Below are 19530 nucleotides of genomic sequence, written 5' to 3'. Positions count from 1 at the left end.
ATCCTCTCCTATGAACCTCCGCCGCTGGAACTTTTTCGCCGCCGGGATCATCGCGCTCGCGTTCTCGATTGTTGCCACGCTGATTTTCCAGAGTCTCGGCAATCAATGGGACTGGACCAAACCCTGGCAGTATCGCGAAATGTTGTTTCGCGGCTGGCTGGCGACTCTGTTGCTGTCTCTGGGCGCTCTTATCGGCAGTCTCCTGGTCGGACTGCTGCTCATGCTGGGTCAGCGAAGTCCACTCATCGCCGTGCGATGGACCTGCCGGATGTTCCTGGAACTAGTTCGCGACACCCCCCTGCTCGTTCAATTGCTGGTCGGCTATTTCGTCATCTTCGCTCCCCTGTTCTCGAGGTCTCTCGGCAGCATGGGCTGGGACGACAGGCTTATCATTGGCATCCTTCTTCTCTCCCTTTTCGAGGGCGCTTATCTCGGCGAAATCTTCCGTGGTGGCATTGAAAGCATCCCGAAAACCCAATGGGAGTCCGCCCGCGCCGTGGGCTTCAATCGCTTCCAAACCTATCGTCATGTCATCTTTCCCCAGGCACTGCGGCGCGTCCTTCCTGCGGTCGCCGGTCAGTTTGTTTCGTTGATCAAAGACTCTTCGCTGCTGTCGGTCATCGGCGTCCAGGAGTTTGCTTATCAGGCCAAAGTCTACACCTCCCAAACTTATGGCGGCCTTGAGGCTTACGTCCCTCTGGCCATCGGCTATCTGATCCTCACCGCCCCGGTTGCCTTTCTCTCCCATCAACTCGAACGCCGCTACCGCGATGAAACTTGAAATCACCGCGCTCAACAAACGCTTCAAACAGCACCTTGCCCTCGACGCGCTCGATCTTCGATCCGAAGCCCGAGTGCTCGCCCTCATTGGCCCCTCTGGCGGCGGAAAAAGCACTTTGCTGCGTGTGCTTGGTGGACTGGAAACGCCCGACTCAGGTCAGGTGTCCATCAACGAAACGCCTCTGCCCACCCACCCTGCAAATATCCTCGCTTTCCGCCGCGAAAACGGATTTTTGTTTCAAGCCTTCAATCTGTTTCCTCATCTCACCGCGCTTCAGAATCTCAGTATGCCGCTTGAGAAGGTCCATGGTTTCACACCCTTACACGCCAAAGTCACTGCTGAGAAATCCCTTGATCGATTCAGCCTTCTCGACCACGCCCACAAGCTTCCGGCTCAGCTCTCCGGCGGTCAGCAACAACGCGTCGCCATCGCCCGCGCTGTCGCCAGCCAGCCACGCATCCTCTTTCTTGACGAACCCACCTCCGCTCTCGATCCCGAGATGACCGGTGAGGTGCTCGACCTTATCCACGAACTCGCGAAGGAGGGTCAGCACATCATCCTCAGCACCCATGAAATGGGTTTTGCCCGTGCCGTCGCTGACAAGATCGCCTTTCTGGCCAAAGGCAAAATCGAAGAGCTCGCCACGCCGGAGATTTTCTTTGAGTCACCGGCCTCGCCCACCGCCCAACGGTTCCTTTCGCGGGTCATGAAATATTGAAACGAAAGTGAACCTCCATCACCATCCGCCATTCAAACTCACCCGAACAACGCCGTGATCGGCTTGCCCTTGTCCGCAATCGTAAACGGCCTTTTGCTCGGCGAATACAAGACATGATCCAGCGGTAATCCCAGGGCATACCCGATCGTTGCATTGAAATCCGGAATCGTCACCCGATCCTCCGCCACGTCATCGCCCCGTTCATCCTTTTTCCCAAACACCATCCCGCCTTTCACCCCGCCACCGGCCATCAAACAGGTAAACGCTTTTGCATGGTGATCCCGGCCTTCATTGGTATTGATCTTCGGCGTGCGACCAAACTCCGTCGCCAACACCACCAGCGTCTCCCCGAGCAACCCCCGGCTTTCCAGATCCTGCAACAAGGTGCTCAACGCGGCATCCAACTCCTGACACAACTCGGGCACGCGGATGAAATTCGCATTGTGCGTATCCCAGTTCCCAAACGTCACCTCCACATGACGCACCCCATGCTCCACCAATCGACGCGCCAGCAAACAACCCTGACCAAATGACTCGCGCCCATAACGATCTCGCAGCGTGTCGTCTTCCTTGCTCAAATCAAACGCCACCAACTCCTCGCTCTTCATCATCCGCACCGCATCGTCATACATGTCCGAATAAGCCCGCACGTTCTTGACATCATACTTCTCCGCAAAACCCACATCCAGTTTTCGCGAAAGGTTCAGCCGGTCCGCGAACTTCTCATCCGACTCAAAAAACGCATTCCTGCGACTGTTGGAAATCCCGTCATCCGGATCATTGATCATCAACGGCGAAAACTTCGACTCAAAAAAGCCCGCTCCGGGATGCCGGCTGTCATTCCCGATCATTACACTCCCCGGCAAGGTCGGATTCCCACGCATCTGAAACTTCTCCAACCAAGCCCCCATCGAAGGATGTTTGATGCTCGACCGCAGCGTATAACTCGTGTGCATGAAATAATTCCCCTGCTCATGCGCCCCCTGGGTTGAATACAATGAATTCACCAATGCCACCTTGTTCATCTGCCTTGCCATCAACGGCAAACTTGAACTGATCCTCACCCCATCCGCACTCGTCTTGATCGCCTCCGTATCGCCATTCACCTCAGCATGGTCAGGCCTCGGATCGAACGTATCGAGGTGACTCATCCCCCCCGTCATATAGAGATAAATCACATTCCTAGCCGAAGCCACCTGCTTTACCGTCGCAGCATCCGCTCCCGCCGCCAAACCTTTGCCCTGCAACTGGTTTAACAAACTAACCCCAAGGAACGATTTCGCCGCTCCTGAGATAAACTGACGCCGTGTGGGCACATTCGCCTGAGTTAAAAGACCATTCATAAATTTAGCAGATTGGAAACTTACTGGATAAACAAAAACTGACGGGTGTTCAGCACACTCCACAACACATCCCCGCGCCCTTTCTTGCCGCTTGATGCCATCACCTCACCCAGTATCGACTTCTCCTCCGCAGTGGCTCGACGCGACAGGGTGCTCAGATAAATCGTATCGATCATCTCCTCATTCGAAGCATCCCCTTTCATGTCCCGACTCAATTTCGAATAAGGATTCATCAGGCTCCGGAACAACGGACCATTCATCATCGTCAATGCCTGCATGACACTTCCCTCGCGATTGCTGTTGTCCACCAACTCGCGATCACTCTGACCATACTGCCGAAGAAAATGTCCGTTCGGAGCCGGATTACGGAGATCCGCCGAACGCCACGCAAACTTGTCACGGTAATCCGCAAACAGCCGGTAGTCCTGCCGTTCTTCCTTGTCTTTGCCCACGCTCCATTCCTTCATCTCGCGCTCCCGCACCGTCTCCAACAAGCGTCGGTTGGGCCTGCTCATCTCCGCCAGCACCGCTGCCTGAGCTTCTTCCATGGATGCATCATCATCCAACTTGTTCACCGCAAATGCGATCTGCTTCGCGAACTCCTCGTCCGTTTTTGCCGCCACCGCATCCACGCCATGGGTTCGAATCTCCTTCGCCAGTTTTTGATAACCCCGATTGAACACCACCTCATCCGCCTTCTCGTAGATCTTCGCCCGTTGACGTCTCGCCGCCTGCCTCGCCGCGCGAATTTCCTTCTCATCCTTGCTCGTTTTCAAGGTCTCCAAATGGGCCTTCACCTCAGCTGCCAACACTTTCTGATAGTCGGCAATCGTGCGCATCCCATCCAACACTTCTTTCGGACTCTGCACCTCCAGCAAACGGTCCATCCACTCAATCTTGGTCAAGGCCTGCTTGGTCTCCAGATAAGATGCCGCACTCGGTTCATCTGGATTGTCGCGCATCAGCCCCACCATCGAATCCCAAATTTGCTCCGCACTCATCCGACGCAAAACCGGACCCACAAAATGATAAACCTCTCCTGGTTCCACATCCTTCGTGTATGCCTCACGTTGATACAGGTCCGTATTCAACAATACCCGCAGATAGGCCTTCATATCATAATTCAAGTCCTTCATGGTCTTGTCCAGAAACGCCATCAGTTCCGGATTGGAAGGCACCGTTGAGTCAGTAAGTTCATCCACCGGATCAATCACTCCCATGCCGAAGAGTTTCTTCCACAGCCGATTCGCCACCACCAACGTGAAGCGCGGGTTTTCACGCGACGTCATCCACTGGGCATAAGCTTCAATCGGCGCCTTGCCCTCCTCCACAATATTTCCCTCAGGTCCAAGGGCCGCAGGAATCAACGGACTAATCACCTGTCCAGGCTTGCCGTTGTCATACTGATAGTCATCCGGCAACTCCAGTTTCCGATCAAACGCCGCAATGTGATTGAACCGCAAACGGAAGCGGATCAGCCCCAAAGCCTGTTGTAACTCACGTCGCTCAGCCGGCTTGACCTTTTCACGCTGCATCAATCTGGTCACACCCTCCTGACCCGTCAGCACCGCTGTGCCGCGCATGCCGTAACTGTGCGCTGCCATCTGGTAATAATCCATCTGCGTCCACTTATCAAAAGGATGGTCATGGCACTGGGCACACACCATCTGCGTCCCCATAAACACCTGGGTGGTGATCGCCATGTTATCCAGCGCCATGTTATAATCGCGCATGTAATAACCGATTGCCCCGTTCTCATAACTCGCCCCATCCGCCGTCAATAGCTCCCGCACCAACTGGTCATACGGTTTGTTGCTGCGCAGCGATTCTTTCAGCCACTGGATATATGCCACCCCCGTGCTGCTTCCCTGACCACCCGGCGCAATCCCGGTCTTCACCCTCAACACATCCGCCCAAAAGTTAAACATGTTTTGCACGTAACCCTCCGAAGCCAGCAAGGTGTCCACCAGCTTTGCGAGTTTTTCCGGATCTTTGGAATCGATGAACGCCACCGCTTCATCCTTCGTTGGCACGCGCCCAATCACATCGAGATAAATCCGACGAACCATCACCTCATCATTGGCCCGTGCGGTCGGCTCGACCTTTTCAGCCACCAGCTTCTTCATCAACAACTCGTCAATCTTCGCCACCACCGCCTTCAACTCGGGCTCCTCCTCCGTCGAGCCCGCTACTTTAGCAGGAGGCGTCTTCAACTCGACCACTTTGGTGTTGGCATATCCACCCTTTTCCTGGGCAGACAGTTCCAAAGCCACCGCCGAAGCCGCAACCACCATCAACAAGCGCAAGCCCTTCGACAGATATGGCAAAAAAGTTTTCATATAGGTTCAAACAAAACAGCAACGCACCCGGCCTCAACGCCGAATTCCGGCACCAAAACGATTCAGTCGGCGTCACCTTTCAAAAATTTCCCTGCCAGAACATCATTACAGCAGCATCTGGTGCATTACCCTGCCATAAACGTCCGTCAGACGGAAATCGCGCCCCTGAAATCGGAAAGTGAACTGCTCATGATCCATCCCCAGCAAATGCAAAATCGTCGCATGGATGTCATGCACATGCGCCCGATTCTCGACCGCATTGAACCCCAGTTCATCGCTCGCTCCCAACGTCATCCCCGGCCTCACTCCCCCGCCCGCAAACCACATGGTGAACGCGTCGATGTGATGATTGCGCCCCGTCTTTGCCCGATTCTCGCCCATCGGCGTCCGACCAAATTCCCCGCCCCAAATCACCAGCGTGTCCTCCAGTAAACCCCGCGCCTTCAAATCCCGGACCAACGCCGCACACCCCTGATCCACCTCACGGCAACGCTTCGGAAAATCATCCTCCAACGTTTCCCCCGGTCCGCCATGACTGTCCCAGTTGGTATGATAGAGCTGCACAAACCGGCTCCCACGCTCCACCAAGCGCCTCGCCAGCAAACAATTCCGCGCAAAGGACGGCTGCGACGGATCCACTCCATACAAATCCAGCGTCGCCTTCGACTCCCCTTGCAGATCAATCAACTCCGGCGCGCTCGTCTGCATTCGATAAGCCATTTCATACGCATTGATCCGCGTCTGAATCTCCGCATCCCCCGTCTCCACCAACCTCGCCAAATTCAAATCCCGAATCGCATCAATCGCCACGCGCTGGTCCGCGTGACTGATGTTCTTCGGCGAACTCAAATTCAAGATCGGCTCTCCCACCCCACGCAACGGCACCCCCTGATAAGTGGTTGGCAAAAAGCCGCTCGCCCAATTGACCGCCCCGCCCCGGGGTCCACGCGGACCACTCTGCAAAACCACAAATCCCGGCAGATCATCCGCCTCACTCCCCAAACCATAAGTCACCCATGACCCCATGCTGGGCCGACCAAACTGACCGCTGCCCGTGTTCATGAACAGCTTCGCCGGAGCGTGATTAAACAAATCCGCTGCACACGATTTCACAAAACAAAGCTCATCCGCCACCCCTGCCGTGAACGGCAAAAGATCCGACACCCACGCCCCGCTTTGTCCATGTTGTTTGAAAGTCGGTTTTGAACCCAGCAGCTTCACCCCATGACTGCTGTCCATGAAGGCAAAACGTTTGCCCTCCAGATAACTCTGCGGAATCGGCTGACCATGCAACTCCGTCAGCCGTGGTTTGTAGTCAAACAACTCCAACTGCGACGGCCCCCCGGCCATGAACAGAAAAATCACGTTCTTCGCCTTTGGCGCATAGTGAGGTTTCCTTGCCCCGCTTGATGTCGACGATGCCAGCCCTTTGGTCCCCGCCATCATCGAACCCAGCGCAATCGATCCCAAGCCCATCGAACATCGGCTGAAAAAATGACGTCGTGTTTGATCCAGATTCATCACATCACTCCCGCGTAATCGTTTCATCCAGATTCAACAACACCCGCCCAATGGTCAGCGCATCAAGCCCCTCCAGCCTGGACAACTCCTGGGGCAAAGGTTGACGCGTCACCGCCCGACGAAAAGCCGACCCCACGCCTTCCGTCCTTACGACCTCGCCCATCGCCTCTGCAAACTCAAAATAAGCCGGATCATTCAACAAGGTTAGCGCCTGCAACGGCGTATTGCTTCGGGCCCTGCGCGTGCATGCCGTCAGCGAATCCGGCGAATCAAACACCATCATCGACGGAGGCGGAGTGGACCGGTAGAAGAACGTATACAGCCCCCGGCGATAACGATCCGCCCCCTTGCTCGTCGGCCATGCCCGCGTGATCTGACCACCCTTCATGGCTTCAGCCGACTGCGGCGGATACACCGGAGGCCCACCCAACTTTGGATTCAACAATCCCGTGCTCGCCAAACTTACATCCCTCACCAACTCCGCATCCAACCGCAGCCGATTCTGTCTCGCCAACAGCAAATTGCCAGGGTCCTTCAAATGCAACTCCGGACGCGCCTTTGAGCTTCGCAGATAGACGTCGCTCGTCACAATCAGCCGGTGCATGTGTTTAAGACTCCAACCACTTTCCATGAACTCCACTGCCAGCCAGTCAAGTAACTCCGGATGAGTTGGCGCACTGCTCTGCACCCCAAAATCGTTTTCCGTTTCTACCAGACCACGACCAAAATAAACCTGCCACACCCGATTCACGATCACCCTCGCCGTCAGCGGATTATTGCGATCCACCAACCATCTTGCCAGATCCAGGCGATCAGGTTTTGCCGATCTCGACACCAACGCTGGAAGCACCTGCGGCGTTCCCGGTGTCACCAACTCATCAGGTCGGGTAAAATCTCCTTTGATGAACAGCCGCGTCTCCCGTGGCTCGGGCAGCTCCTTCATAATCAAAGTGGTCCCCGTTTTCTTTTTTCCGGCCTCCTTTTGAAAGGGTTCCCCCACCAGTTCATGAACCGCCGATTTGGTGCCGCCATGACCATCCGTTTCCGTGCTGTTGAAGAACGCAAAAAGCTCAAAATATTCCTTCTGCGAAATGGGATCAAATTTGTGATCGTGACACTGCGCGCAGGCAATCGTCAACCCCAGCCAAACCGTGCCCGTGGTTGCGACCCGATCATACACCGACTCAATACGAAACTGTTCTGGATCAATCCCGCCCTCGCCATTGATCTGGGTATTGCGATGAAATCCGCTTGCAACGATGGCGGAAGTCGGCGCATCCGGCAGCAGATCCCCGGCAATCTGTTCAATCGTGAACTGGTCGAACTGCATGTCATCGTTCAAGGCCTTCACCACCCAGTCGCGATACGGCCAGATGCTGCGCCGCGCATCAATGCTGTAACCATTGCTGTCCGCATATCGTGCCTGATCCAGCCACCACCGGCCCCAGCGTTCTCCGTAGTGAGGTGAGGCCAGCAACCGGTCCACCAACTGCCCCACCGCAAGATCACGACCACCCTCATTCTCAAAAGCTCGTTCAAACTTCTGCGCTTCCGCCAACGTCGGCGGCAACCCCGTCAAATCCAGATGCAACCGCCTCACCAAAGTCGCCGACTCAGCCAACGGCGATGCTTCTATTCCCTGCTCCGCGAGAGCCACATCAATGAACCGGTCAATCGGATGCCCTCCTCCTTGCTGCATCGACATCTCGCTCCCATTCGACCGCATCGGCGCACCAAACGACCAATGCATCCACCGGCTCGGCACTTCATTTTCGGGAGCCCGTGCCCCCTCATTGATCCATCGCTTGATCAATTCCACCTGCGAGTCACCCAGCGGATTGCGTTTGTAAGGCATCGCCGGAATCTCGCCATGCGCCCCTTTCAATAGGGCTACCAGCAAACTCTCATCCGCCCGTCCCCGCACCACCGCCGCACCACTTTCCCCCCCTTTCAAAATGCTCGCCGCCGTGTCCAATCGTAACCCCGACTTCGGATTGTTTGCCCCATGACATTGCACACAAGCACTCGCCAGCAACGGTTTGACCTCCCGCCCATAGTCCACTCCTGCAAAGGCCGCCGCAGAAAGCGCCCAAAGCAGAACTGAACTGGCGACAAAAAACTTCATCCATTAAACCAACGTTCCCCCGTCCATCTTTCGCTCCGATATTGTCCAAAAAAACACCACTTTCCCCAAACATTCGCGCTTCCCTCAAATCTTGTTGCCTGAGACAATGCGCCCAATGCCTGACGTCCTGAAAAACCTCCTTCTCGCTCTGCTGATTGCCTGCATTTTCACCATCCCCACAAAAGCGCAGACACCAGCAGCGCCGAATGAATGGATTGTTAAAACCGTTCAACTACCACCGCATGCAGGCCTTTGAACGTGTAGCAGATCTCCTTAATGAGAAAGTGCCAAAAGTTATTGCTTTGGAGTTGAAGATCATTGAGGCGGAACCTGACAGAATGCACCGACTCTTGGCGGACTTACAAAAGCAGCGTGACCATGGCCCCCGGCTATCCCAAGCATTGTTATCAGAACCTGCCGGAGCATTCCGCATCACTGCCACACAGAGAGGTGAGATTAAGTCCGGGGGGCGAATGGTGCTGGACACGGCCAAAGACATCCTGCAGAGCCAGGAAATTAATCTCTCTAACAACGGAACCGTCGCCCTCGGGCGGGAAATACGGCAAGTCGGACTCATTTTCGAAGCGGATCCTGTATTGCTAGCCAATCAGCGGGGAGTCGATCTCAACTACGGATTGGAATACCACTTTTCGCCTCCAGAACATCGCGATGAGCCACTGAACCTCCTCGGTGCTCCGCAGAAATTTCCGATTCCAATGACGGATCTTCACTTTACCAAAACTGTTACCTCCTCCTACTTTGATGTCGGTGCCACCAAGCTGTTGAGTGTCTGGACTGTTCCCTCGAATGAAGTCCTTGGCCGCCCAGAAATAATGCAGGCAGCATTCCTTACCGTCCACTTACAATCTGCAATTCCCGCACCGAATACCCGCCTCCAGCAAATTCTCACCCGTCTCGCGGACAAGGTCGAAACCGTCAGTCCCATTGCTGAAGGTCGGCCTCAACCCCTCGTTCCCGCAGGAATGGAGTTGCGAACCTTCCCAGTTCCCGCAGAACTATTACAATCCACGATTTCTGATCCGTTCGCCCCATCTCAAGAAGCCGATCAGGCATTACGACGTAATCCTGAAACCATCCTGAAAGCCGAAGGCATTCCATTCCCCGAGGGCTCATTGGCGACATTTGATCCCTACAATCACTTGTTAACGGTTGTCAATACCACTGCCGCGCTCGACGCCGTCGAAGCCTACACCTCTGGAGGATGCAGAATGAACCCTGCTGAAATTTTACACACCATAGAGATCGTCCAAGCTGATGCCAACTCACTACAACACTTCTCCAACCAGACCAAACAGCAGGGGGACCACACTCAAGTCTGGAATGAAATCGAAAAGCTGATTAGTCAGAACAAAGCAAAGCACTTGCGAACCATTCATCTCGACTGTCGAAGCGGCCAACGCGGCGTAACTCAAGCGGGACAAGAGATGCTCCAAGCCAAAGAAATTGAATTTATCTCTCACGACAAAGTTCCTGTCGCTCCGGCAGCCGTTGATGAAAACAAGCGTGAAGTCCCGACACCAACGGATGCGAGCACCATGAGAGTCGTTTTTGAAGACTCTCAACTCATCGGCACGCGTCTTGAATTGGATCCAGTAATCACACCTGACGGGCAAACTATCGACCTTAATCTCAGTCTCGAATATCATTACGCCTCACCGACACCCCAATCCGAACCGGCAGCCCACGATTCCCCATTACCTATCAGAAACTTCCATCGCACCAAGATTGCCACCTCCACCATACTCAGCGACGGCTGCATGCGTCTCCTCTCCATCTGGAAGCCCGAAGGCACGGCGGAGTTCAATGGCAAAGCCGTCCTCCAAGCTGCCTTCATCCGTGTCAATATCCGGCGACCCAATCCAGATTGAATCTCTTCCGTGCCTCGCGTTCCTCGCATGAGAAAACCCATGCCCTCCACCCCCCTCACCCCCGCCTTCTTCCAGCGCGATGTCATTATCGTCGCCCGCGACCTCATTGGCATTGAACTTCACTGGAACGGTTGCAGCGGCATCATCGTCGAAACCGAAGCTTACGCCGCAGAAGGTGACTCCGCCTGCCACACCGCCTCGCGTCTTTCCGCCCGCGCGTTCGTGCAAAACCATCCGCCCGGCTCCGCTTATGTCTATCTCAACTACGGCATGTATTGGCTCTTCAACCTGCTGGCGAAAGGTGGTCAGCGTGATGGACTGATCCTTGTCCGCGCCCTCGAACCGAAAGACGGCATCCCGATCATGCAAGAACGCCGGGGTGGACGCGAAGGCCGACACCTTTGCTCCGGTCCGGGAAAACTCGCGCTGGCCTTGGGCATCACCGGTGATCACCACGGACTGCCCCTCACCGGCCCCGAGCGCAGCCCCCTCGGACAATTGCGGCAACCCAAACCCTCTCATACAGTAACCGTGGTCGCTGATGTTCGCGTGGGCATCAGCAAAGCGGCCGAATTCCCCTGGCGATTTCTCGCCGCCAACCATCCCCATGTTAGTGTGTCCTATGGCAAGGTCCCCGGAGCCAAAAGAAAACCGCCGACACCCAAAATTTGAGCGCGGCGGTTCTAAAGTGGAACTGATTCCTAAATCAAAAAACTCAGGCCTTTTTCTTGGCGTCAGGAGCGCAAGTGGCGCAATCTTTTTTGTCCTTCTTGGCGGAGTCACAGCACTCTTTTTTGGCTTTGTCGGTGCCGCAGCAGGAGGAACCTTTTTTGCCGTGCGTGGCGCAGGAGGCGAGGCTGAGAAGAGAAACAGAGGCGATCAGGGTAAGAATACGGGTCATGTTGAATTGGTTGAATTTAAAGATTGAGCAGGAAATCATACGCGCTCAAACACCCGCTTGATACAAAAAAAGGCAAAAAACAAGGCGCGTCGGGAATTCCCAACACGCCTTGATGATTTGGTCAACAAATCAGCAAAAATTGATTATTTGCTGCTGCTGTAGCCCATGTCCACTGGAGGAGGAGGGGCGGAGGTGGTTTTGGATTTGCAGGAGACCATTGCGACGGCGGCCATGGCGAGAGCGAGAAGAGTAAGCTTCATGTAGGATTGAATTAGATTAACGTTTGTTGATTGTGAACATTTGGAAGATTTTCCAAGCGTCCGTTCTGTATAGATGCAAGCAGGAGTTTTGCCAGCAGAAATGATTAAAACATTTCCTTCACATTAACAATCGGGTGCCCTCGTAATCCGCGTGTGTTTTTCTCCGTGGGTTGGTTCATTCATTGACCCATACCGGCATCCCCACCTTCGCTAGATCGTAGAGTTCGACCACATCCTGATTGCGCAGCCGGATGCAGCCGTGACTCGCGCGCTGACCAATTTTGTCCTCTCCATTGGTGCCATGAATGTAAACGTAGCGGCCCAAAGTGTTCGCATTGCGCTCCTCACCCCCCTCGAGCCAGAGAATCCGGCCCAGAATTAAATCTTCGCTTTCCGCCTCACCAGCATGCCATTCACCAACCGGCTCTCTCGCCTTAAAAATCGTGTGCAAACTGGCCCCATCCCCACGCTTTTCCGCGATGCGAAAATGCCCGAGCGGCGTTTTCATCGAACCTTCCTCAAACCCAATGCCAAACTTCGAAGTGCTGCACGGCCAGCTCTTCACCAATCGCGATCCATCCCACAGACTCAGGATCTGGGTGGCGATGGAAACTTCCAATCTTGGTCGGGACAGCAGCATGATGTTGAAGTTGATCGTTTTGCGGAATGTGTCATCTTGACCGCCCTCGGGCAACCGGGGAGGTGCGTTCGCCGAACCAGATGGATCAGCAAAGCGTATCAATCTAACCACACACCACCCTTCCTTAATGAGCAATCTCAAACACGTCGCGATCGTCGGTGCCACCGGCGCGGTCGGCGTGGAAATGCTGCGCTGTCTCGAACAACGCGCCTTCCCCGTCGGTGAACTTACCCTCCTTGCCTCCGCACGCAGCGCTGGCAAGACCATGAAATTTAAGGGTCAGGACATCACCATCAAGGAACTCACCGCCGACGCTTTCACAGGGGTAGACATCGCGCTTTTCAGCGCCGGAGGCGGCATCAGCAAGGAATTCGCCCCGCACGCCACCGCCGCCGGAGCCATTGTGGTCGACAACTCCTCTGCCTTCCGCATGGATGATCAGGTGCCCCTCGTCGTGCCCGAAATCAATGCTGGCGACCTCAAAAACCTTCCCAAAAACATCGTCGCGAATCCGAACTGCACCACTGCCATCACCCTCATGGCGCTCTATCCGTTGCATCAGGCTTTCGGCGTCAAACGCGTCATCGCCGCCAGCTACCAGGCCGTCAGCGGCACCGGTGCACAGGCCATTGAAGAACTCGAAGCCCAAACCCGCGAATGGGCCCGCTCCGAGCGTAAGTGGGACGACGTCCAGGTGGCCAATGAATTTGTCAAAGTCTATCCCCATCAGATTGCCTTCAACGCGCTTCCCCATGTCGACTCCTTCCTCGACGACGGCTACACCAAGGAAGAAATGAAAATGGAAAACGAGGGGCGCAAAATCATGCACCACCCCGACTTCCGCGCCAGCGTCACCTGCGTGCGCGTGCCCGTGTTCCGCGCCCACAGCGTCGCCGTGAACGCCGAGTTCGAGCGCCCCATCAGCCTCGAAGCCGCGCGCGAAGTGCTCAGCGCCGCCCCTGGCCTCGACGTCATCGACGATCCTTCCCTGAAGCAGTATCCTCTCGCCCTGAACGTCGCTGGCAAAGACAACTGTGCCGTCGGACGCCTGCGTATCGACTGCGCCTTGGACAACGGCCTCGCCTTCTGGGTCGCCGGGGACCAGCTCCTCAAAGGTGCCGCCCTCAACGCCGTCCAAATCGCCGAGTGCCTTTAAGCTAAAGCAAGGGGGGTGGACATTTCTGTCCACCTCAACCCCGTCGCGTCCATTATCTGCGACCGTCTGCCCCCACAGCAGACTCCCTAAACGCGTGCACAGCATCACCGGAGGGAACAACCCGGCACCATTTAACGCGGTTTATGTCTTGCCAAAAATAACCCCTCCCCTCACAATTTGAATCACGCGTTTTTTTGAACACGCCGTCCTGACCCTCATCCCTCCCCGCCACTCAACCAATCCTGCGGCCCATCGCTCGCCACCATGACCGTTTTCCTTTCCAAGTCCCGCCGTCCACTCCCGGTCCTTGCGATTGCATTCATTGCCGTCTTTTTGTCCTGCTTGCCCCATGCCAGCGCGGTCAACCTCTTCTGGGACGGCAGCGGAACCTCTTGGGCCGATCCCACTAGTTGGTCCACCCTGCAGACCGCCGCCACCCCTGATCCCGCCAATCCGCCCGGCGCATCCGACATCGCCATTTTCGGCACCACCACCGCCACCGTCGACCAAATCGTCAACCTGAACGGAACCCAATCCGCCCTGGGCCTCGCCACCAACACCTCCAACAATTTCGTCACCACCCTCCTTGGCGGCGGCACTGCCCAAACCCTCAACCTTGGTGCCAGCGGCATCAACCACGTGCGCGGAGCGTTCAACATCGGTTCCAATACCGACCCCCTCGTCAATGCCGTCAATCTCAGCCTTCAAGCCAACCAGACCTGGACCAGTTCCACCACCAATCCCGCTGCCGTCGCCATCAAAGTGTTCAACGGCGTCAGCACTGGCGTTGTCGGAACCGCCCTGCTCACCCTCAACGGCATCAATACCGGTTCCGAAATTAGCGGCATCATCAGCGACGGCATCGGCACCCTCGCCATTGAAAAATCCGGGACTGGAGTCTGGACCCTGTCAGGGGCCAATACCTTCAGCGGCGGCGTCACGCTCACCTCCGGCACGCTCAATCTCCGCAATGCCACCGCCCTTGGCACCGGCACTTTCACCATCAACGGCGGCATCCTCAACAACAGCGGCACCGGCCTCACCGTCACCGGCATCTTCAACAAGGTGCTCAACGGCAGCTTCACCTACGGCACTGTTGGCAGCACCTCCGGCAACAACACCACTATCGGCACTTTCAACGCCGGAACCCCCGTCATCACCCTCACCAACGACATCGAAATCACCGTCCTTGGCAGCACCCGCCTGACCATGACCGGTCACACCATCAGCGGTGCCGGTCACATCCTTACCAAACTCGGCAGCGGAGCCCTTACCCTGGGCGGAACCAATACCGCCACCACCGGAGCCGCCGCCATTCTTGAAGCCACCAACGTCTCGGAAGGCATTCTCGCCTTTATCAAATCTGGCACCTCACCGGGCGACCATCAGCTCGGCGAAACCACCGTTGCCACCGGTGCGACTCTCATTCTCGCCACCAACAACAACGCCACCCCTGTGAATTTTACCACCGGTGCCCTCACCGGAGGCGGCACCATCACCTCAGAAAGCGATCAAACCGGCGGCACCACCCAACGCAACCTGCGCGTCGGAAGTGGCAATGCTTCCGGCACCTTCTCCGGCATCATCACCAACAACGCCGTCCCCGCAACCAACGACGGAGTCATCGCCCTCACCAAACTCGGCACCGGCACCCAGGTCCTCAGCGGCGTCAACACCTACACCGGTGCCACCACCATTTCCGGTGGCACACTCCAGGTTGGCCTCGGTGGCGTGGGCTCCCTCGGCGCAGGCAGCGCTGTCACCGTCAACAACGCCGCTGCCAGCCTCTCCGGCACCGGCACCATCAACGGATCCACCACCATCACCAGCGGCTTTCTCCGACCCGGCGACGACGGTGGCGGACTCACCGGCACCATCACGCTGTCACAACTCGCCCTCAACACGGGCGGCACCGCCGTCCTCCAAATTGAAGGCGCAGGCGACAATGACCGCATCAACATCACCACTGCTGATGCCCTGACCCTCGACGGCAATGTTAACGTCACCACCAGCCTCACCACCGGCACCGGAGCCTTTGACACCGCTTTCGCCGTCGGCAACAGCTTCACCCTGCTCGGCTGGTCCGGCACCCTGGCCGGGACCTTTGATGTCGGAACCAACCTCCGCGATGGCAGCAGCGACAATGGTCTGCAATTCGACCTGCCCGACATCAGCTCCCTCACCCGTCTCTGGGACGTCAGCAACTTTCTCTCCACCGGCGTCATCTCCGTCGCCGCCATTCCTGAGCCCTCAAAAACGCTCCTTGCCCTCGTCGGACTTGGCGCTCTTGTCGTGAGCCGTCGCCGCCGTCAGTCGCGCATCATCTGATGGAGATTGCGAGGCGGGCGCTCCGGCCGTCGATCACCCGAATCTCCCAACCGGCGGCATTTTTTGTCCCCGTCTCCTCCTTGGAGACCGCTCATTCATCAGCCCATGTCATCCGGCCGCCAGCGCTCCAGCGCCAACCCCGCCGCACCGACCGCACCCGCAAATTCACCCAGTTCCGACAAATGAATCGGCACCTGCGGGTAATAGTTGCTCGCGAAAAGTGCGGACATCTCCTTCACCACATCCAGATAAACGTCACCCATCTTTGTCAGCGGACCCGACAACACCACCATCTCAGGATCGGTCACCTGCGCCATTTGCGTGATCAACCAACCATGCACCGCCGCCGCCTCTTTCAAGGCAATCATGGCTGCCGGAACCCGGCCCTCCACCGCGGCCAAAAACGCTTCCATCTCCACCTCTTCGCCACTCAATTGGAAATAACGCGACAACACTGCCGGCACACTTGCCGTCGTCTCAATCGCATTGTCCGCGCCCCAGGACCACTCGTCCTTCTGCGCATCGTAAACCGGACAATTCATCCCCCGCACCTCTCCACCCAGACCGCGATAACCGGTCGACAACTGGCCTTGATGCACAATCCCCGCCGTGATCCCCACACGCACCCCAAGACAGATCAACTCCTGACAACCCCGCGCCACGCCAAACCAGCGTTCCGCCAGCGCCATCGTGCGAATGTTGTTCTCAACAAACGTCTTCGCCCCGGTGACCTCCTGCATCTTCTCCGCCAACGGCACATCAAGAAAACCAGGCACCTGCGCATAATGCAATGCCACGCCGCGAGACGCATCCACGCGACCCGGAGTCGCCAAACCCACCGCCAGCACCGGCATTCCTGCCGCACTGCTCATGTCCTTCAATGCTCCGGCCAGCTCCTCCAAAACAAAATCCACCCCCGCCTTGCCATTCAGCTCATAACTTTTCTGCACAATGTTGTGCTGCGCAAAGTCCACCGCCGTCGCATACAGGCTGCTGGAATAAAAATCCACCCCTACAAAACAGCCTCTCCCCGCATTCGGACGCAAGCGGGTGGGAGGTCTGCCCGCCTCACGAGTTGGTTCCACGGTCTCCGTAAAATACTGCCCCGAAACCAGCGCATCCACATGTCGACCAATCGTTGAAGCCGCCACCCCCAATTCACGCGCCAATTCCACCCGTGAAAGGCCGCCTTTTTCGCGCACTTTACGAATAATCTCAGCCCCAAATTCCGCGTTGTCTTGAACCTTTAATCCTAGCATAAATTGAGAATCGAACCCTTCTTCACCCTGTCTGATGACATTTTCAAGCCATCATGTGTGATTTAGACGCATTAGACAGGCCAACGCTGCTTTTACGTCGAAAATTCATCGAACCGATCTGCACAAACGGTCGCGTTTTTCGCTCTTTGCCCAATTGAAATAAGGCTATTGAAAAAAATAAGCGCACCTTTTTCCTAATCTTCCGCAAATTTCGCCTCCACACGCTCCAGTTCCTCGCTGACTTCCGACCACTGCGAATACGCCCGGCTCAACGACTTCTCCAACTCCGCATACTTCATCGCGATCTCCCGCGCGGCTCCCGCATCTTCGCCATACCCCGGAGCATTCATCAATCCCAACTGGATCGCCTTGTCCTTTTCAATGGTCTCGATCAGCCCCTCCACCTCCTTAAGCTTCGCCTGCAAAGGTTTCAACACCTGCGTTTTTTCCTGCCGGCGCAACGCATCCAAACGCCGACGCTCCTTGTCCTTGCCCGACACCACCGTCTCATCCGCAGCCGCCTTCGCATTCGTCACCGCTGCCGGAGCCACTTTCGCCACGGGAACCGCTGCCGCCACCCGCGCCTGCGACGCCGCACGCGCCTGCTCCTCCGCCCGTTTCTCCAGATAATAACTCAGGTTCCCCAAATACAACCTCGGCGCTTCCCCCACCCTGAACTCCAGCGTCTTGTTCACAATCGGATCAAGGAAATCCCGGTTGTGCGATACAATGACATAACTCCCGCCAAACTCTTCCAGCGCCTTCTGCAGCACTCCCTGCGAACGCATATCAAGGTGGTTCGTCGGTTCATCCAGCACCAAAAAATTCGACGGACGCAGCAACATCCCCGCCAGCGCCAGCCTGCCCCGCTCCCCACCGCTCAACACCTTCACCGACTTCCACACATCATCCCCCTTGAACAGGAAACACCCCAAAAGCGTCCGCATCTCCGACTCCGACATCCGTTTCGCCGCTTTTTCAATCGTCTGAAAAACCGTCAAACTCCCATCCAGCGCATCCGCATGATCCTGCGAATAATACCCGATCGCCACCTTGTGCCCCAGCTCCAGATCCCCTCCTGTGTGCTTCTCCACGCCCGCGACGATCTTGCTGAACGTCGTCTTGCCTGCCCCGTTCACCCCCACAATCGCAATCCGATCCCCCTTAAAAATCTCAAAATCAAATGGCTGCAAAATCATCCGCACCCCATCGTAACTCTTCGCCACTCCTTCCAGCCGCATCACCGAATGACCGCTCTGCGGCGGCTGAGGAAAACGGAACCCAATCTCCGCTTCGTCGCTCTCCAGCTCAATCCGCTCCACCTTCTCCAGCATCTTGATCCGACTCTGCGCCTGCGACGCCTTCGAAGCCTTTGCGCGGAACTTGTCGATGAACTGCTGCGTCTTGGCAATCTCACGATCCTGATTCGCCTTCGCCCGCACCAATTGCTCGCGCCGCGCCGCGCTCTCCCGCAGGAAAAATGAATAATTCCCCTGATACATGCTCGCCCGACCGTTCTCAAACGCCAGCGTCCGGTTCGTCAAATTGTCCAGCAATCGTTTATCGTGACTGATCAAAATGATCGCCCCCGGATACCCCTTCAAATACTCCTCCAACCACACCACCGTCTCAATGTCGAGGTGGTTCGTCGGTTCATCCAAAAGCAACACACTCGGCTCCGCCAAAAGCAACTTGCCCAACGCAATCCGCATCTGCCAGCCCCCGCTGAACTCGTCCGTGAGCCGGTCCAAATCCGAGTGTTTGAACCCCAAACCCGTCATCACTTTCTCAATTCGCGAGCGCATCCGCGACACGTCGTGATGCTCAAGTCGCAACTGCAAATCCCCATAAAGCTCCAGCGCATCCCCGTATTCATCCGACTGCGGATCCATCTCATCCATCGCCGCGCCCACCTCATCCATCTCCTTCTGCAAATTCATCGCGTCCTGAAACGCCGTCTCCGCCTCCGCCAAAATCGTCCTTCCCTTAATTTCCACCCCCTCCTGAGGCAAATATCCCACCTGCACCGTCTTCGCCTTGATGATTTTGCCTTCATCCCCCTGCTCCACCCCCGCGATCATTTTTAGCAGCGTCGATTTCCCCGCCCCGTTCGGTCCCGCCAGCGAAACGCGTTCCCCCGCACGAATGGTAAAATTCACCTCACCGAACAATCGGCGCGGTCCATAAGAGATCCCAAGATTTTCAGCAGCAAGCATGAACCTGCCACCATGCCAGCAAAGTGCCCACGCGCAAGTTCCACAACATTTGAC

The 19530-nt window shown here is 56.4% G+C and carries 14 protein-coding genes; 6 read left to right on the top strand and 8 right to left on the bottom strand.

Annotated features, from left to right (window positions below; all coding sequences use genetic code 11):
• Positions 1-10 precede the first annotated feature (10 nt).
• Positions 11-781 (top strand): amino acid ABC transporter permease, encoded by a 771-nt coding sequence (locus tag FEM03_RS19135; protein ID WP_138087902.1) that lies wholly within the window; start codon positions 11-13, stop codon positions 779-781.
• Positions 771-1499, top strand: a complete 729-nt coding sequence (locus tag FEM03_RS19130) for an amino acid ABC transporter ATP-binding protein (protein WP_138087901.1) — start codon at positions 771-773, stop codon at positions 1497-1499. The genes FEM03_RS19135 and FEM03_RS19130 overlap by 11 nt, the downstream gene beginning before the upstream one ends.
• A gap of 38 nt (positions 1500-1537) precedes the next feature.
• Here FEM03_RS19130 and FEM03_RS19125 read toward each other — a convergent pair whose 3' ends face one another.
• From FEM03_RS19125 to FEM03_RS19110, 4 genes are all read right to left on the bottom strand, one after another.
• On the bottom strand, positions 1538-2842 hold the full coding sequence (locus tag FEM03_RS19125; protein WP_138087900.1) for a DUF1501 domain-containing protein: 1305 nt from the start codon (positions 2840-2842) through the stop codon (positions 1538-1540).
• Positions 2843-2862: 20 nt separating this feature from the next.
• Entirely contained in the window at positions 2863-5181 is a 2319-nt protein-coding gene (locus FEM03_RS19120; protein ID WP_138087899.1) for a DUF1549 domain-containing protein, read from the bottom strand.
• Positions 5182-5286: 105 nt separating this feature from the next.
• Complete coding sequence (locus FEM03_RS19115; RefSeq protein ID WP_240772842.1) at positions 5287-6729, bottom strand: DUF1501 domain-containing protein; 1443 nt, start codon at positions 6727-6729, stop codon at positions 5287-5289.
• Positions 6707-8827: a PSD1 and planctomycete cytochrome C domain-containing protein gene (locus FEM03_RS19110; protein ID WP_138087898.1), complete on the bottom strand. Its 2121-nt coding sequence runs from the start codon at positions 8825-8827 to the stop codon at positions 6707-6709. Before FEM03_RS19110 ends, FEM03_RS19115 begins: the two co-directional genes overlap by 23 nt.
• 206 nt (positions 8828-9033) lie before the next feature.
• Between FEM03_RS19110 and FEM03_RS19105 the strand changes: the two genes are divergently transcribed.
• Positions 9034-10716 carry a hypothetical protein gene (locus tag FEM03_RS19105; RefSeq protein WP_138087897.1) on the top strand — a complete coding sequence of 561 codons (1683 nt, stop codon included), beginning with the start codon at positions 9034-9036 and terminating at the stop codon, positions 10714-10716.
• A gap of 39 nt (positions 10717-10755) precedes the next feature.
• Positions 10756-11388 (top strand): DNA-3-methyladenine glycosylase, encoded by a 633-nt coding sequence (locus FEM03_RS19100; protein ID WP_138087896.1) that lies wholly within the window; start codon positions 10756-10758, stop codon positions 11386-11388.
• A 43-nt stretch (positions 11389-11431) separates the two neighbouring features.
• On the opposite strand, the gene FEM03_RS19095 is transcribed toward FEM03_RS19100, so the two are convergent.
• Complete coding sequence (locus FEM03_RS19095) at positions 11432-11617, bottom strand: hypothetical protein (RefSeq protein ID WP_138087895.1); 186 nt, start codon at positions 11615-11617, stop codon at positions 11432-11434.
• 435 nt (positions 11618-12052) lie between these two features.
• Positions 12053-12517: a L,D-transpeptidase gene (locus FEM03_RS19090; RefSeq protein WP_138087894.1), complete on the bottom strand. Its 465-nt coding sequence runs from the start codon at positions 12515-12517 to the stop codon at positions 12053-12055.
• A 127-nt stretch (positions 12518-12644) separates the two neighbouring features.
• Between FEM03_RS19090 and FEM03_RS19085 the strand changes: the two genes are divergently transcribed.
• Both FEM03_RS19085 and FEM03_RS19080 read left to right on the top strand, forming a co-directional pair.
• Positions 12645-13673 (top strand): aspartate-semialdehyde dehydrogenase, encoded by a 1029-nt coding sequence (locus tag FEM03_RS19085; RefSeq protein ID WP_138087893.1) that lies wholly within the window; start codon positions 12645-12647, stop codon positions 13671-13673.
• 342 nt (positions 13674-14015) lie between these two features.
• Positions 14016-16001, top strand: a complete 1986-nt coding sequence (locus FEM03_RS19080) for a beta strand repeat-containing protein (RefSeq protein ID WP_166443000.1) — start codon at positions 14016-14018, stop codon at positions 15999-16001.
• A 98-nt stretch (positions 16002-16099) separates the two neighbouring features.
• Here FEM03_RS19080 and FEM03_RS19075 read toward each other — a convergent pair whose 3' ends face one another.
• Together FEM03_RS19075 and FEM03_RS19070 are read right to left on the bottom strand one after the other, a co-directional pair.
• A complete protein-coding gene (locus FEM03_RS19075; RefSeq protein ID WP_138087891.1) occupies positions 16100-17260 on the bottom strand; it encodes an ROK family protein in 1161 nt (386 codons plus the stop codon).
• 194 nt (positions 17261-17454) lie between these two features.
• A complete protein-coding gene (locus FEM03_RS19070; protein ID WP_138087890.1) occupies positions 17455-19476 on the bottom strand; it encodes an ABC-F family ATP-binding cassette domain-containing protein in 2022 nt (673 codons plus the stop codon).
• Positions 19477-19530 lie beyond the last annotated feature (54 nt).

Source organism: Phragmitibacter flavus, assembly GCF_005780165.1.
In the GTDB taxonomy this organism is placed as follows: domain Bacteria; phylum Verrucomicrobiota; class Verrucomicrobiia; order Verrucomicrobiales; family Verrucomicrobiaceae; genus Phragmitibacter; species Phragmitibacter flavus.
Note: the sequence above shows the minus strand (reverse complement) of the source record. Positions and strands in the feature narration are given on the sequence as shown.